Here is a 15,105-nt window from a genome sequence, read left to right as displayed (position 1 = left end):
AGTGACCGGCGCAAAACCGTTACAAGTCCAATCCTTGGCCGTGTCCCGTTAAGTGGTGTAACAGCGTCACCGTTGGGGCGTGAAGCGGAGGGAGCGTAGCGACCGGAGCTTCATGCCCCAACGGTGGCATGGCTTCTGTCTAGGCGGCCATCGCCAATCTTCGGTAGAGTTCGGGTTGCGAAACCAATGAACCTATCGGAGACGACGATGACCACAGACAGAATGGCCCTTATTGAGCTGGTTGAAAAGGGCGCTGATGCGGATCTCGTTCGCGAGATGTTGGCATTTGCCGCTGAGCGAATGATGGAAGCTGAAGTGCAGGTGCTGACTGGCGCCGCGCATGGCGCTCGCGACCCTGCCGGGCGACAGGTCCAGCGCAACGGCTATCGAGAGCGTTCCTGGGAGACCAGGGCCGGCCACATCGAACTGGAGATCCCGCGGCTACGCAAGGGATCGTATTTCCCATCCTTCCTTGAACCCCGTCGGACTGCCGAGAAGGCGCTGACGGCGGTGATCCAGGAAGCCTATGTCCAGGGCATTTCGACGCGATCGGTCGATAATCTCGTGAAGGCCATGGGCGCTACGGGCATCTCCAAGAGCGCCGTCAGCCGACTGATCCAAGAGATTGACGAACGGGTTAACGCTTTCCTCAACAGGCCAATCGAGGGCGAATTCCCTTATCTGTGGCTCGATGCGACCTACATCAAATCGCGCCAGGGTGGCCGGATTGTGTCGACCGCGACGATAATAGCTGTCGGTGTCAGCAACGATGGCCGCCGCGAGATACTGGGCGTCGACACCGGGCCAACCGAGGCCGAAACCTTCTGGAAGGGCTTCTTGCGCTCTCTTGCCGATCGCGGGCTCCGGGGCGTCAAGCTTGTCATTGCAGACGATCACAAGGGCCTACGCGCCGCTGCCAGCAAGGTTTTCCACGCAACCCAGCAACGCTGTCGGATTCATTGGATGCGCAATGCGCTCGCCCATGTTTCCACTAAGCAGCGTGCTGCCGTCACCGCCATGATCAAGACAATTTTCGCGCAGGAAACTGCTCAGGAGGCTCATAAGCAATGGCAAACAGTCGCCGATGCCCTGCGTGATCGCGCTCCCAAACTTGCTGAGATGATGGATGGCTCCCGCGAAGACGTCCTCGCTTACACAGCCTTCCCGAAAGAACATTGGCCGCAGATTTCCAGCACAAATCCCCTGGAACGTCTCAACGGAGAGATTAAACGAAGGTCCGACGTTGTCGGCATCTTTCCCAATGACGCGGCCATTGTACGCCTCGTCGGAGCCCTCATGCTCGAACAGCAGGACGAATGGGCCGTGGCTCGCCGATATATGACACTTGAAAGTCTCGCCACCGTCAGCGACAATCCCCTCATCAGTTTGCCCGGCGTGGCAGCCTGATCCAGTCCGATCCTCTACCGAGGATACCCGCTGTTACACCATCCCCCGGGACACGATCCCAATCCTTTGTTCATAACTTCCACGAGCAATGGCCGCCGTCCCGTCGGAATAAGGCAAAGCTATCATTCCACGACCAACCCTCTCGCGCATGGCTGACCTTCGGTTTCTTTGGTGAAGCTGTCGGATGGATTGCCCGCCCCGACTGTCCGACACCTGATGGATGGGAGCCAGTCGCTTTTAGATGACCACGCGCGCTCGCATAACCAGCGTTTGCCATCTTGCAAACTCTATCAAAAAATGTCGAGTCCGATGACGCCGCGATCCAGCGCTCTAGCTATGAAAAGACTCCGTTTGCTGCCGCGTCCGGCCTCTCGAAACCGCCCGTTCGATGTGGAAAAGCAGGGCGCTCCGAACAGGCGACCAAGTAATAATGGCAGGTTCTGCTCTATTGCGGCTGCACCGCAGCGGACTGCCGCCGTAACTATCTTCGCTCGGGCCGTTCCAAGCTGTCGAGCGGGTTACCCCGCGGCGATCGACAGACGTTCGCGCCGTGACGGGGAAACGCCGATATGTTGGTTGATCGCTGCCGAAAACCGGACGGCCCGCGGCCGGGATACGAAATCCGCTGCTGAGCGTCGTCCAAGCGTCGAACATAACGTATTTGCAACGGAACATACGCGCCATTCGCTGCTTTCCCCAGCATCTTGAGATGCAATCGGGGATCAGATGATGAGCACAATAGCGCAGGTAATCGTGCAAACGCTGGCGGCCGCAGGTGCTCGGCGTTGCTATGGCATTCCTGGCGACACCCTCAATCATGTGACCGATGCGATCCGCGACAGCGATATCCGCTGGGTGCATATGCGCCATGAGGAAGCCGGCGGCTTTGCTGCTGGCGCCGACGCGCTGTTGACTGGCGAACTCGCCCTGTGTGCCGGATCGTGCGGACCGGGCAGCCTTCACTTCATCAACGGTCTGTTCGAATCCCATCGCAACCGCGCGCCCGTCGTCCTCATCGCCAGCCAGATCGTCCGCGACGAACTCGGCTTCGATTTTCCGCAGGAGGTTGATTTCCAGCAAATCTACCGGGCATGCAGCGTCTTCTGCGAGGAGATCAGGACACCCGCCCAGGCCCGACGCAAGACCGCCATGGCCGCGCAGGCCGCATTGGCGAAGAAGGGCGTCGCCGTACTCATCGTGCCGGCCGACATAGCCAGCGCCAAGGCCCCCGACGAACCGCCCTTCGCGGTCCACCTGGCCGAGCCCGTCATCCGCCCGACCGATATCGATCTGGACCGTATCGCCGCCCGATTGAACGAGGGGAAGAAGATCGCCATCTATGGCGGATCGGGTTGCGAAGGCGGGCATGACCAGCTTGTCGCCCTTGCCTCCGCCCTCCAGGCCCCGGTCGCCCATACATCGCGCGCCAAGGATTTCCTCGAATATGACAATGACTTCAATGTCGGGATGACGGGCATATTCGGCGGCGAATCCGGCTATCACGCGCTGATGACGTGCGACACGCTGCTGCTGCTGGGTTGCGATTTTGCCTGGCGGCAATATTATCCGGACAAGGCGACCATCATTCAGGTTGATATAGACGGCACCCATCTGGGTCGGCGTCATCCCGTCGATATCGGTGTCGTCGGCGACGTCGCGGCCACCTTGGACGCCCTGATGCCACGGATCGCGCCACGCAGCGACCGCGCGTTCCTGGACGAATGTCTGGCCCACCGGGTCCGCACGCTGGAGGTGGAGGCCAAACATGCGACCATCGGCAAGGGCGGCGCGATCCATCCCCAATATCTGACCGAACTGATTTCCAGGCACGCCCCGGATGACAGCATCTACACCGCGGACGGAGGATCACCGATGGTATGGTGCCTGCGCCACGTTGCCGCCACGGGGAAGAACCGCACCGTCATCAGCCTCAGCCATGGCACTATGGCCAATGCCATGCCCCAGGCGCTGGGTGCCAAGGCCGCATTTCCCGACAGGACGGTGATATCCCTGTCGGGCGACGGCGGCATCGCCATGATGCTGGGCGATCTGCTGACGGCGGTTCAGGAACAGTTGCCGATCAAGGTCGCGATATTCAACAACAGCGCGCTCGATTTCGTCGAAATCGAACAGAAGGTCGAAGGGTTGCTGGAAGCCTATACCGACCTCGTCAATCCCGATTTCGCCCGCGTGGCCGAGGCTATGGGGTTCTGGGGGCGGCGCGTCGAGCAGGCCGAACATCTGGAAGACGCCGTCAAGGACTGGCTCGCCGCGCCCGGCCCCGCGCTTCTCGATGTCGTGACGGATCGTTTCGAACTGGTCATGCCGCCCAAGGTGGAGGCGGGCCAAGTGGCGGGCATGGCGCTCTATTCGGCCAAGGCGGTGCTGAACGGACGGGGCCGCGACGTGGTCGGAATGGTCCGGAACCTTCTGTCGTGAGCGGCAAACCCAGTCTGGTCGTAGCGCTGACCCGCGACCATGCCCTGTCCCGCAACCTGTTGCTGGTGATCGGGCTGCTGGGCACGCTGGGCGCGCTGGCGGTCGGATGGCGTCATTCCCGCGCGCTCTGGTTGCTGCTTCTCTTCGCACCGATGCTTGTCTTGGCGCTGATTGATTTGACCCAGCCCCATCACAGCCTGCGCCGAAACTATCCCGCGTCCGCCCGCTTTCGCTGGTTCTTTGAATGGCTGCGTCCTTTTGCCCGGGCCTATATCGTCGAAAGCGACCTGGACGGTCGCCCCTACAGCCATGACGAACGGGCGCTGGTCTATGCCCGGGCCAAGGGGGACGGAGACGCCCATCCATTCGGCACGGAGCTCGACGTCTATTCCGACGAATATGAATGGCTCGCCCATTCGATTGCGCCGTCAGCCGATGCGCCGAAGGAAACCCGCGTCCATGTCGGCACCGATCAGTGCAGCCGCCCCTATCAGGCCGCACGCCTCAACATCTCGGCGATGAGCTTCGGCGCACTTGGCGCCCACGCGATCGAGGCGCTCAATCTGGGGGCAAAGATCGGTAACTTTTATCACGACACTGGCGAAGGCGGGCTGTCGCCCTATCATCTCAAACATGGCGGCGACATCGTTTGGGAAATAGGGTCGGGCTATTTCGGCTGTCGCGACCGACAGGGCCGGTTTGATCCTCGCCATTTCGCCGAACGCGCCGCCCATGACGCGGTCAAGATGACGGAAATCAAGCTGAGCCAGGGGGCTAAGCCCGGTCATGGCGGCTTACTCCCGGGGGCGAAGGTCACCCCGGAAATCGCCGCCACCCGCGACGTGCCCACGGGCGAGGATTGCCTGTCTCCGCCCGGCCATAGCGCCTTTTCGACCCCCATTCAGCTGGTCGAATTTGCCGGCAGGATGCGCGAGCTGTCCGGCGGAAAGCCGGTTGGTATCAAATTATGCGTGGGCTACCCCCATGAACTGTTCGCTGTCGTCAAGGCTATGATCGAAACTGGCATCCTTATCGACTATATCGTGATCGACGGCGCAGAAGGCGGCACGGGGGCGGCGCCTACGGAATTGTCGGATCGCGTCGGCATGCCCTTGCGCGAGGGGCTAATGTTGGCGCGCAATGCGCTGGTTGGCAGTCATCTCAAAGGCAAGATTAGGCTGGCCGCGTCGGGCAAGGTCAGTTCGGGCGCGGGTATCGCCATGAATGCGGCCCTTGGCGCGGACTGGTGCAATGCCGCGCGTGCCTTCATGTTCTCGCTCGGTTGCGTCCAGTCGATGCGCTGCCATACCGACACCTGCCCGACCGGCATTGCAACCCAGTCCCCCGCACGCCAGAGAGCTCTGGTCATCCCGGAAAAGGCCGAGCGCGTGGCCCGGTTCCAGCGATCCACCTTGTCAGCCCTGCACGACATGGTAGTCGCCTGCGGCCTCAACTCGCCGGACGAGTTTACGCCCGATAGCCTGCGTCAGCGGATCAGCGCAGTGGAGATGCGCTCAATGGACGAGCTTTATTCCTTCGTCGAGCCTGGCGAACTGCTCGATGGGGCGCGCGATGCCCGCCTCGCGCGCTGGTGGGCGCAGGCAGATCCGGAATCGTTTAAAAGGCGCATTACATGATCACTCGGCTCGCTTGTGAATGGGCAACCCGCTTTGGGAACCTGCTGCGTTCGCGTACTCGACGCGTGTCTGCAGATCAGGATCGCCGAACAGACGCCATAGGTGGCATAAGGAATCTATTGGCCTGAAGGTCGATCAGATACGTCGGACGAAGGATTTGGAGCTAGAGAATGCACTGCTGAGGAAACTCGTGGCGGATCTGGCGCTGGACCAGGCGATCCTGAAAGGGGCGTCGAAGCTGCCTTCTTGAGTCCCTCCATATAATCGGACCATTCATCGCCGGCAGTCTAAAGGCGAAGCAACCGCAACCAATGCGACTCTCGAACTGATTGTGCAGCTACAACAGGGTCTTGATGCGTTGGTCGAGCATCTCGTTCCATGCGCGGATGAAGCCGAAGGTTCATCCTGGTTCATGGCAAATAAAGACGATCGGCCGTGACTATATCTGCGTCACGGCCGACCGGCGATCCTTCTTGGAAAGGCTATCTTGTCACGTTAGTCGAGCATGATCGCCCGCAACTTCGCGATGTCAGCGTCGGTCAGGCCCAGCGCCTTTTTCATATAGCCTTCCGACCCGCCATATTCACTGTCGATATGCGTGAAAAACTGGGCCAGATGCGATGCGCCGGTGGGGGTGTAAAGCGGTTCGGCGACAGCGCGCTTTTTTTCGTCCGCGCTGAAATAATATTTCAGGATCGGATTGTTGGGATAATCTGCTGGATTGACCTTGGGCATTTCATATTGCGGCCGCCGCAGTGCGGTCGACATATGATAATCCTTGAGGATCGTCTCGCGATCGACGCCCAGCATATCGTAGAGGATGGCTGTCGCCATGCCTGTGCGATCCTGCCCCGCCGAGCAATGATACAATACCGCGCCTTCATTCGCCTCGATCCGGCGATAGAGCGAACGAAGTTGTGGAACGAGCATCCGCTCCATGCCCTTGTAGGTGTTTTCGCCATTACCCTTGCCATAGGCTGCCATCAGGGGCTTGAGCGAATAGTCGTTGGCGATGAACAGGGCGCCGGTGCGATCGTCGATCTGGTCGGGCGCGACTTCGCGTTCTTCCAACGATCGCAGATCGACCACCGATCCTATGCCGAGTTGCCCAACCAAGGCATAATCGGCCTCCGTGAACAGTGGCATCGCGCCGGAGCGATAGACTTTGCCCCACCGTACGCTGCGGCCGTCTTTCGTCACATAGCCGCCAATGTCGCGGAAATTGCTGCCCTGTTCGATCGGCAGGACGCGTTCGCCCGCGACCGCGACGTTGCCAGCCTTGTCTTTCAGCAGGACATAGCGGCGTTCGGCGGCGGTAATGGGCAGCGTGACGGCGTCGCCCTTCGCCGCTGCCTTCATGAGCGCGCCATCGACCTTCTTGTCGTCCGCGTCGATCTTGTCGTCCTTGCTGATCCAGATGCCGACCGGGATGATGTCGCCCCGGTTCAACGTGACGCTCTGCGCGTCGATGCGGGTCAGGCTGGCCACTTCCTTTGCCATTGCCGGGCTGGCCGAAGACAGCGCGATAAGGGCGAGGCTGATGATGAGGGTTGTGCGCATGGTGGGATCTCCCGTCAGAAGCCGAAGCGGACGCCGAACAGATAGCGCGACCCGATCTGCTCGACCTCGGTCGGCGTGGCAGGCGTGCCCTGATAGGCGATATATTTTTCGTTGGTCAGGTTGGCGAGGTCGGCGAAGAGCGTCAGATTTTCGGTCAATTCGTAACGGAGTGACACGTCAAGATTCTCATAGCCCTGACGATATTCGCCGCTGCCCATGCCGCCCAGAGTGTCGAGCCAGTGCGACCGCCATTGATAGCTGACGCGTGCCGAAATGTCGTATTTCTCGTAGAACAGCGAGGCGTTGGCGATTGTCTTCGACATGCCTTGGAAAGCGATGCCCTTTTCTGTCGGGGTATCGAAGCTGCCGTCCAGCAGGGTTACATTGCCCTGAAAGCCGAAGCCGTCCAGCGCGCCGGGCAGGAAGTCGAACTGCTTGAGCAGGTTGAACTCTACGCCGTAAAGCTTGCCGCTTTCGCCATTATAGGTGCCACTGAGCAAATAGCCCGACCGGTCGATACCACCGAAATTATAGAAGTCCGTGCCGACAGGCGCCTGGTTCTGATAGAGCACATTGTCGACCCAGCGGTAGAAGCCAGCAACCGAAATCATGCCGTTGCCGGGCAGATAATATTCGATGCTGGCGTCCGCGCCCCAGGTATATTCCGGACGAAGGGCGGGATTGCCGCCGCTGATCGTGCCGGGACTGTTGGTATCGTTGATAGATGCGCCGACACGGATTGCGCCATAGGCCGGGCGCGAAATGCTGCGCTGACCCGCCAGACGCAGGACCAGATTGTCGGTCGCGGCATATTTCAGATTCAGGCTGGGGAAAAAGTCGGTCTTCGTGTCGTCATAGGTTAGCGGCGTGGCGACACCCTCGGCGACGACCGTGCCCTTGTTGTTCATGCTGTAGCGTTCGATGCGCACGCCACCCACGGCGGTCAGCGCCCCGCTTTCGACCTTACCCATAATATAGCCGGCCAGCGTCTTTTCGCGCTGGGCGTAGCGGTCACTCGCAGGGGTATCGAGCGCGGGATTATAAAGGCCTGCCGCTTCCATCCGGACCAACAGGCTGTCGATGTCGCGGCGCATGGCGACATTGTCGACATAGTTGAGCGTTACACCAAGCGGAAAGCCGGTGTCCCAGGCCGTGTTCGTAACATAGCTGTTGATGTCAAACGGTTGACCCACGCTGGCGCCCAACGCGCCAATATATGCGAGGTTGGCGGTCGAGAAGAGAGTACCGTCAATCGTGCGATCGGCATAGAGGCTGCCAGCCGATACCGTGATATCACCCATTTCCTTGGCGATGTCGAACTTGGCCGTATAGCTGTCGGACACAGTCCTCTGCCGCGCGGCGATCATGTAGGCACCGCTGCTCGACAGGCTGGCCTGATTGAAAGGACCCTCGACACTGACGATCGGGAAATTAGGATCGCTATTGTCATAGCTGAGCGACAGATTATTCTCCCCGCTGGTAGACGCCTGCACCAACGGCAGGTAACTGGTATTTTCTGTACAGGTATAGTTGAACTTGAAAGATGCGGTCAGACCGTCATCCGTTTCATAGTCGCCGCCCACGGTGCCGATATAGTTGCGATTGCGATATTCACCGAAATTGAAGCTGCCGCGCAGCGGTACACCGGTCAACGCGCCGCTATCCTGCGTGCGAATACCGCCTTTTGCGCGATCCAGTCGGAATTCATACTGGTTGCGCTGTTCATTGTCGTTGAATTCACTGAAGATCGCCTTGGCATAAATGCGCTGGCCATCCGCTGGACTATACTCCACACCACCAAACAGGCCGTTGTTCCAACGTTCGATTTTATACTGGCGCACGTCGAATTCGGTTGGACCGTTCGCGTCGTAGGCGCCGACTTCGCGATTGTCAGTCAACTGTTTGCGGCGATAATGGGATCCGCCCAGCACGACGCCGAAATTGTCGTTGGACCAGGACAGGCGCAGCGACCCCTGACGCTGTTCGCCGCCGCCCAGATCCATCATGCCATAGCCGGCATCGCCTGAAACGTGCAGCCCCTTGCGATCCATCGGGGAATAAGTCCGCAGATCGATAGTGGCAACGACCGCGTCAGCCTGCAGATCGCTGGTCAGCGACTTGTTGATGACCATTTGCGACAGCAGCACAGCGGGAATGGCATCGAAGCGGAAGGCGCGGGTGTCGCCGCCTTCATCGACACCGACCATCGGGATGCCATCGATACTGACACTGGTCCAGCGATTGGGTGCGCCGCGGACTTGAATATATCTTTCCTGGCCCTGATCGCGCTGAACGGCGACGGCTGGCAGACGGGACAGGGCGGCAGCGGCGTTCTGGTCAGGGAAGCGGCCGACGGAGTCGGATGCGGCAATGTCGGTCAGGTTGACCGCGTCGCGCTTCAGCCCGATTGATTCCTGCTGTGCGGACAGGATGGCGCCGGTGACGACGATTTCGCCCATGTCGTCTTCCGCGGCAGGCGCAGGGGCGGGTGGTTGTTCGGCGGCAAAAACAGGCTGAGTTAAGGCTAGAACACCGCAGATGGCGGTCGTTCGCAAAAGCAAGGTGCCAGGCAAGATCATGATGCAGTCCCCAAGTTGTTCGCCGGCCGACTAGAACGGTTGTACGTAACTTGTGTGACGCTTGTTCACTCGGACGCAACATATGTGTGGCGCAGATTGCAGGTCGCCCGTTTGCGATAGGCTTGCTATGAGGGGCAGCCATATCCTTCAGATCAGAGCCGGTTCCCGATGATTGAAACGACAGCTAAATCGTCTGATATCAGGCTAATAGATGCTGTTATTGATATATGGGAAACGGGCGGGGCTGATGCCGTTTCCGCGCGGCAGCTGTCCGCTAACGCGGATGTGCCCGCGTCTTCCATATACCATCATTTTGGATCTCTGGAACAGTTGTCGGTATTGGCGCAGGAACGGGCGCAGCGTGATGCACGGCTATGGGGACAGGATCGTCTGGCACAGATGGACGGCCTCTCGACCGATTCGCGGGCTTTTCCTGGTTTTTTTGCAGGGCTGGTCGACGATTGGGTGCATGATCAGCGCGGCGTGGCCTTTGCCTGGCGCGAAGGTCAGCTGCTTCGCACAAAAAGCCCGGCTGGGGCGCAGGTGCGGGCTGGCTGGCGCACGCTGTGGAGGGATTTTTGGGAGCAGGCCTGCGATCGGTTCGGTCTGAGCCATGGCGTAGACATGGTCGACCATCTGTTCGAGAACGAGGCGTTCCTGCATATGCTTAAGTGGCGCCGGGCGGTAGATCGCGCGGGGCTCGACGAATTGGCACAGGGTATCGGCGCATGGCTGATGGGGGAGGCGATGCCCGCGTCGCCCTGGCGCGATTTTGCGCGCAATCTGGCAATGGCGCAGGCCCCCGAACCTCCGGACCATGACCCCACGACCGCGCGGATTGCGGAGGCCGCGGCCGCGCTGGTCGAGGAAGCCGGGCCATCGGGGGTGACCCATCGCGCCGTAGCTGAACGGGCGGAACTGACGCTGGGCGTCGTGTCTCACAAACTACGAACCAAATCGGAGCTGCTACAGGCCGGATATGAGGGCATTTATGTCGAGGCTGCCTCGCGCGTGCGCGCGCGCGCATCGGCTGCGGCAGCCGATGCGGCGGCGGCGCTGGACGGCATTGCCGATTTTCTCACTGTATCGCGAGGCGGACGGGGTGTTGATGCACTGCATCTGGCAGTCGCACGCGATGCTGCGCTACGCCCGTTCGGCCTGCAACTCCGCTATCTGCGCGGCGCTACATCGCGCTCTCTGCTCAGCCTGCTTCGCCCCGACCATCCTGAACCGGGTCATTTGGAAGCGGCCATATTGTCGGGTTTCCTGGCGGCGGTGACGCGCCTTCATGCCGACAGCGAAGCCGATCATGCGCGCGCGAAGATCAGGGCAGATATCGTCCGGATGATAGCGATACGCTGAAATATTCGCGCCGTGGGCGGTCATAAGCCTGTCACGCGCGCGGCGTAACGGCCCGCCATGTCGATCGGCCTTTCCTTGCAGGCGAAGTCCACATCCTTTGCACCGGGCGTGCGTATAGGACGCCTGGAACTGGCGGTCTTCACTTTGCCGGTGCTGCTGTTCCAGGCGATCGAACTGACCTGGCGTGCTTATCTTCCCCGCTTTCTCAATCAGGATGTGGGCATTGCGCTGGGCGCTGTCGGGGCATTGCTGCTGGGCGCGAGATTGCTCGACGCCATGGCCGATCCGCTGCTGGGATGGATCAGCGATACGGTCCGCACCCCCTTTGGCCGACGCAGGCCCTGGATGGTCTTTGGCGCCACCTTGGTGCCCTTCGGTGCGTTGCTGCTGTTTCTGGCGCCGACTGACGCTTCCATGACGATGATTGTAGCGGCCAGCCTGTTGCTGCACATCGGCTACAGCTTCATCATCACGCCGCATGGCGGCTGGGGACTCGAACTATCCGACGATCGGCATCAGCGGACCCGGATCATGGGGGCGAAGGTCTGGTTCGCGGTGGTCGGATCACTTGGCCTGCTGGCATTCCTTGCCCTGCTGGAACGCGGCTTTGCAGTCCCGTTGCGGCTTGAAATGGCGCTGTTGGGCTGGGCGATTGCGGTCCTTGCGCCATTGACGGTACTGGTCGTGATCCTGCGTTTCCCCGAACGGCCTGCACCTGACGGGGCGGGACAGGCGGGCGGACCGATGATGCTGATCCGGGCGATGCTGACCAATGGCGATATGCGCCGGATACTGCTGCTGTATATCGTGACCGGCGCGGCCGATGCGGCGGCCGCCTCCATCTTTCTGTTTCTGGCGGAGGATGGGCTGGGGCTGAAGGGGTGGAGCGCGACATTGCTCATGATCCAGCCGGTCATGGCGTTGCTCACCCTGCCTTTGTGGAGCCGGTTGAGCGTCCGGATCGGGCGCAAGCGGGTATTGATGATCGCTTATACGACGCAGGCTCTGGCCGCGCCGCTGCTGTTCCTCGTTCCTGCCGGGCAGCCGGTCCTGTTCGGTGCTTTTCTTGTGCTGCGGGCGCTGGGCTGGGGCGTAGACTATATGCTGTTGCGCGCGATGATCGCCGACGTTGCCGATGAGGGTGATAGGGGCGCCAGCCGCTTTTCCGCCAGCTATTATGGCGTGAGCAGCATCACCCTGAAAATCGCAATGGGGCTGGGCGGCGCGGGCGGCCTGTGGCTGATCGACCTGGCCGGGCGGGCAATATGGCCCGGCGGCGGCGACCTCATTCTGCGCATGGCTTTCGCCGCGCCGGCGATGCTGGCGGCGCTGATCGCGCTTCCCTTGCTGAACGGAGGACGGCAGATGGTCCCGCATGCGGGCGCTTTACAAGCCGACGCTTGACCAAACCTGCATTTCGACGATCGCGGACGCGCTCGGAATCGTGGCGGCGGATGTCACGGTTGAATTAGGCGCCTCCGACCTTCCGCCATCGATTTGCGCGGGGGCGCGTGGACGACGGCCTCGGCAGGTTCTGCCATCCATCTTGCATGCAAATGGATCTAGGCGCGCTTTGGCGGTGCCTTGCCGAAATCGCTCGAGGCAGCTGGCGCCACCGTTATCGAGAAATATACCGAGTTCAACCCGCCGCATGGGGCGACCGAGATGGCGGACCTCCACCACGGCGCACTGATGACCGGAGGCAGCATCGCGACGCAGCCGATGCCTGACCCGCCGCAGGCCGGATCATCAACCAGCAGACCCGCCGCAGCCAGCTGATGGGTGGCATGATTTGGGGTATCGCCTCGGCGTTGCACGAGGTGATGGAAATCGACAAACATAATGGCCGGGCGGTGAACGACAATCTCGCCGAATATGTCCTGGCGGTGCAGGCCGACATCCCTGACGTTGATATCATCGTGCTGCCGGAACGCGACGAGCAGGTGAACGCGCTAGGCATCAAGGGTGTGGGCAAATTTGAGGCAGTATCTGGCGGTGGCGAGATGGACCATGCCGAGGAAGCTGTTGGCAAGCTGGTTATAGCGGGTGGCGATGGCGCGGTTGATTTTGAGATGGCCCAACATGCGCTCGATGCGGTTGCGCTGGTTGTAGAGCGTTCGATCATGCTCGATCTTGACGCGGCGGTTTGACCGGCAAGGGATGACGGCAGCAATCGTCTGCTCGGCAAGATCCGCACGGATGGCATCAGCGTCATACCCCTTATCCGCCAACAAAGCGTCGGGCGTGCGCTCGGGCAGATTGATCAAAGCATCATACGCCTTGCAGTCCGCTGCCTCGCCACCTGTTAGTTGGAAGGCAACTGGTCGTCCGAGGGCATCAGCCAAGCAGTGAAGCTTACTGGTGAACCCGCCCCGCGAGCGGCCAAGAGCGCGTCGATGAGTCCCCCTTTTCCGCCCGCTGCCGAGACGTGGGCGCGGACTGTGGTGCTGTCGATGCTCTAGTGACCGGTGTCCGCCATGATTTCGGCCAACGTCACGGCAACGGCCTCCCATACCCCGGCTTCGCTCCACCGCCGGAACCGTCGATAGATGGTGTTCCAACTGCCATATTTGGGCGCCAAGGAGCGCCGCACCGAAGCCGCCAGAGTATGCCGTTAATGATTGAGCGGTTCTGCTCGGGTAGCCTGCCTGGACCACGGTTCTCTGGCTCGATCGGCAACAAATCCTTCAGAACCCGCCATTCTGCTTCAGTGAGATCGCCTCTGCTCAAGCCTGCCTCCAAAAGCAGCCTTGAATCAACCCTCTCAGGTCGGATCAAGCCTCACGTCCTGTTAGCGAGGAAATGACCTAACCAAACTCCTCTGCCCCCCCTTAATCTCGGGGTAGCTTCTCCGCGATACCTTCAAATTCGACCGCCGTAAAACCGGTCAAGGTCGGCATTTCCCAGTCGCAGAAGCGTTTGTCAGAGATGGCGTGAAGCACCAAATCCCTGACGCCCAGAAGCTCCAAATGCGACAGGGCCGTGTTCGGAACAATGGCAAGCACGGCTTCCACTATCCGATCCGCCACCGGCTCAATGCTCGGAAAGGTGATCACCAAGTCTACATCGCGCTCCAATTCACCCAGCGCCATCGCTACCGTTTTACTGAGAAGTTTGTCCTGCATGCTGCTTCGCCCGTTCAAGATTCACTGATTGAGGAAGCGGGCCATGCGGCAACCGGGCACGTTCTCGCGGCATCAATTTGTCCACGCCAGCCGCCATCCTCTCAAGGATATGACCGGCTTATCATTCCATGGCCAATCCTCTCGCGCCCAGCCAATCTTCGGCATTTTTGCTGGAGCTGTCGGCAGGATCGCCCACGCCGGATGTCTGGGTTCTGATAGTTTAGGAGCCGGCCGCGTTCAGATGAACGAGCGTGCATCGCTGGCGCTCGCTTATCTCGCATATTGTACCAAAAATGTTGCGTTCGAGCGAAGCCGAGATCCGGCGCTCTAGCGAGGAACAACTTGGGCCAGCGGCCATGTCCGGCGTCTCGAAACTGCCCGTGGGATATGGATAACGCAGGTGCTACACCGGCACCGCTCCTGACGAAGGCGCGTGGGCGAGCAATTGATATTCCGCTGCTGCTCCTCCTGGCGCAGCCCGATCCTCAGATCAGACGCGCCGGATCAGCCGCGCACATCCTTGGCCACGCCATCGAGCAGGCCGTTGACGAAGCCGGCCTCGCGCTTGTCGTAAAAGGCGTGGGCGACATCGACATATTCGCTGATGACCGTGCCGGTGCCGACATCCTTGCGCGCCAGCAGCTCATAAGTGCCCGCGCGCAAAATCTGGCGCATCGGCTTGTCCAGCCGGTCCATCGACCATCCGCTCGACAGGCGCGCGGCGACCAGCGCGTCTATCTCCGCCCGGCGCTTGTCCACACCGGTCACGATATCGTCGAAGAAGCTTTCCTCCGCCTGCGCATAGGTCACGTCCTCAATGGTCGCGCCCAGCCGATGCTGGTGAAATTCGTGCAGCAGGCTGGCGAGCGGCGTGCCCTCCATCTCCAGCTGATAGAGCGCCTGGACCGCGGCGAGGCGCGCGGCGGAGCGGGATTTGGAGCGATCGTTCATACGCCTAGATAATCCGTTCGGTTCGAGCCTGTCGAAAACCCTGTT

The 15,105-nt window shown here is 60.7% G+C and carries 12 protein-coding genes and 2 pseudogenes; 8 read left to right on the top strand and 6 right to left on the bottom strand.

Annotated features, from left to right (window positions below):
* Positions 1-207 precede the first annotated feature (207 nt).
* The 3 genes from SKA58_RS00805 (at position 208) to SKA58_RS00795 (ending at position 5,483) form a co-directional block, all read left to right on the top strand.
* The gene (locus SKA58_RS00805; protein WP_037542386.1) at positions 208-1,407 is read left to right on the top strand and encodes an IS256 family transposase; all 1,200 of its coding nucleotides are present in this window, start codon (positions 208-210) and stop codon (positions 1,405-1,407) included.
* A gap of 729 nt (positions 1,408-2,136) precedes the next feature.
* Positions 2,137-3,846 (top strand): thiamine pyrophosphate-dependent enzyme, encoded by a 1,710-nt coding sequence (locus tag SKA58_RS00800; RefSeq protein WP_037542384.1) that lies wholly within the window; start codon positions 2,137-2,139, stop codon positions 3,844-3,846.
* Positions 3,843-5,483 carry an FMN-binding glutamate synthase family protein gene (locus tag SKA58_RS00795; protein WP_009820426.1) on the top strand — a complete coding sequence of 547 codons (1,641 nt, stop codon included), beginning with the start codon at positions 3,843-3,845 and terminating at the stop codon, positions 5,481-5,483. The genes SKA58_RS00800 and SKA58_RS00795 overlap by 4 nt, the downstream gene beginning before the upstream one ends.
* Before the next feature lie 495 nt (positions 5,484-5,978).
* Here SKA58_RS00795 and SKA58_RS00785 read toward each other — a convergent pair whose 3' ends face one another.
* Together SKA58_RS00785 and SKA58_RS00780 are read right to left on the bottom strand one after the other, a co-directional pair.
* Positions 5,979-7,043 carry a tyrosine-protein phosphatase gene (locus tag SKA58_RS00785; protein WP_009820425.1) on the bottom strand — a complete coding sequence of 355 codons (1,065 nt, stop codon included), beginning with the start codon at positions 7,041-7,043 and terminating at the stop codon, positions 5,979-5,981.
* 14 nt (positions 7,044-7,057) lie between these two features.
* Complete coding sequence (locus tag SKA58_RS00780; RefSeq protein ID WP_009820424.1) at positions 7,058-9,502, bottom strand: TonB-dependent receptor; 2,445 nt, start codon at positions 9,500-9,502, stop codon at positions 7,058-7,060.
* A 288-nt stretch (positions 9,503-9,790) separates the two neighbouring features.
* Between SKA58_RS00780 and SKA58_RS00775 the strand changes: the two genes are divergently transcribed.
* From SKA58_RS00775 to SKA58_RS20175, 4 genes and pseudogenes are all read left to right on the top strand, one after another.
* A complete protein-coding gene (locus SKA58_RS00775; protein WP_037541962.1) occupies positions 9,791-10,984 on the top strand; it encodes a helix-turn-helix domain-containing protein in 1,194 nt (397 codons plus the stop codon).
* Between the two features lie 108 nt (positions 10,985-11,092).
* Positions 11,093-12,388 (top strand): MFS transporter, encoded by a 1,296-nt coding sequence (locus tag SKA58_RS00770; protein ID WP_232209342.1) that lies wholly within the window; start codon positions 11,093-11,095, stop codon positions 12,386-12,388.
* A gap of 180 nt (positions 12,389-12,568) precedes the next feature.
* Positions 12,569-12,763, top strand: a complete 195-nt coding sequence (locus SKA58_RS19745) for a hypothetical protein (RefSeq protein ID WP_009820421.1) — start codon at positions 12,569-12,571, stop codon at positions 12,761-12,763.
* Positions 12,763-12,828 (top strand): annotated as a pseudogene (locus SKA58_RS20175) (hypothetical protein); the annotation flags it as partial. The gene SKA58_RS19745 and the pseudogene SKA58_RS20175, both read left to right, overlap by 1 nt.
* A gap of 108 nt (positions 12,829-12,936) precedes the next feature.
* Here SKA58_RS20175 and SKA58_RS19270 read toward each other — a convergent pair.
* From SKA58_RS19270 to SKA58_RS00755, 3 genes and pseudogenes are all read right to left on the bottom strand, one after another.
* Entirely contained in the window at positions 12,937-13,497 is a 561-nt protein-coding gene (locus tag SKA58_RS19270) for an IS5 family transposase (RefSeq protein WP_232209341.1), read from the bottom strand.
* A pseudogene (locus SKA58_RS20170) lies at positions 13,443-13,663 on the bottom strand (transposase). Before SKA58_RS20170 ends, SKA58_RS19270 begins: the two are co-directional and overlap by 55 nt.
* A gap of 152 nt (positions 13,664-13,815) precedes the next feature.
* Positions 13,816-14,109, bottom strand: coding sequence for a hypothetical protein (locus SKA58_RS00755; RefSeq protein WP_009820419.1), 294 nt, complete (start codon positions 14,107-14,109; stop codon positions 13,816-13,818).
* 43 nt (positions 14,110-14,152) lie between these two features.
* Between SKA58_RS00755 and SKA58_RS19735 the strand changes: the two genes are divergently transcribed.
* A complete protein-coding gene (locus SKA58_RS19735; RefSeq protein WP_156784119.1) occupies positions 14,153-14,440 on the top strand; it encodes a hypothetical protein in 288 nt (95 codons plus the stop codon).
* Positions 14,441-14,613: 173 nt separating this feature from the next.
* Here SKA58_RS19735 and nusB read toward each other — a convergent pair whose 3' ends face one another.
* Positions 14,614-15,060 (bottom strand): transcription antitermination factor NusB, encoded by a 447-nt coding sequence (gene nusB, locus SKA58_RS00750; protein WP_009820418.1) that lies wholly within the window; start codon positions 15,058-15,060, stop codon positions 14,614-14,616.
* Positions 15,061-15,105 lie beyond the last annotated feature (45 nt).

The sequence above is a fragment of the Sphingomonas sp. SKA58 genome (assembly GCF_000153545.1).
Classification (GTDB): domain Bacteria; phylum Pseudomonadota; class Alphaproteobacteria; order Sphingomonadales; family Sphingomonadaceae; genus Sphingobium; species Sphingobium soli.
This window is presented reverse-complemented; position numbering and strand designations above follow the sequence as displayed.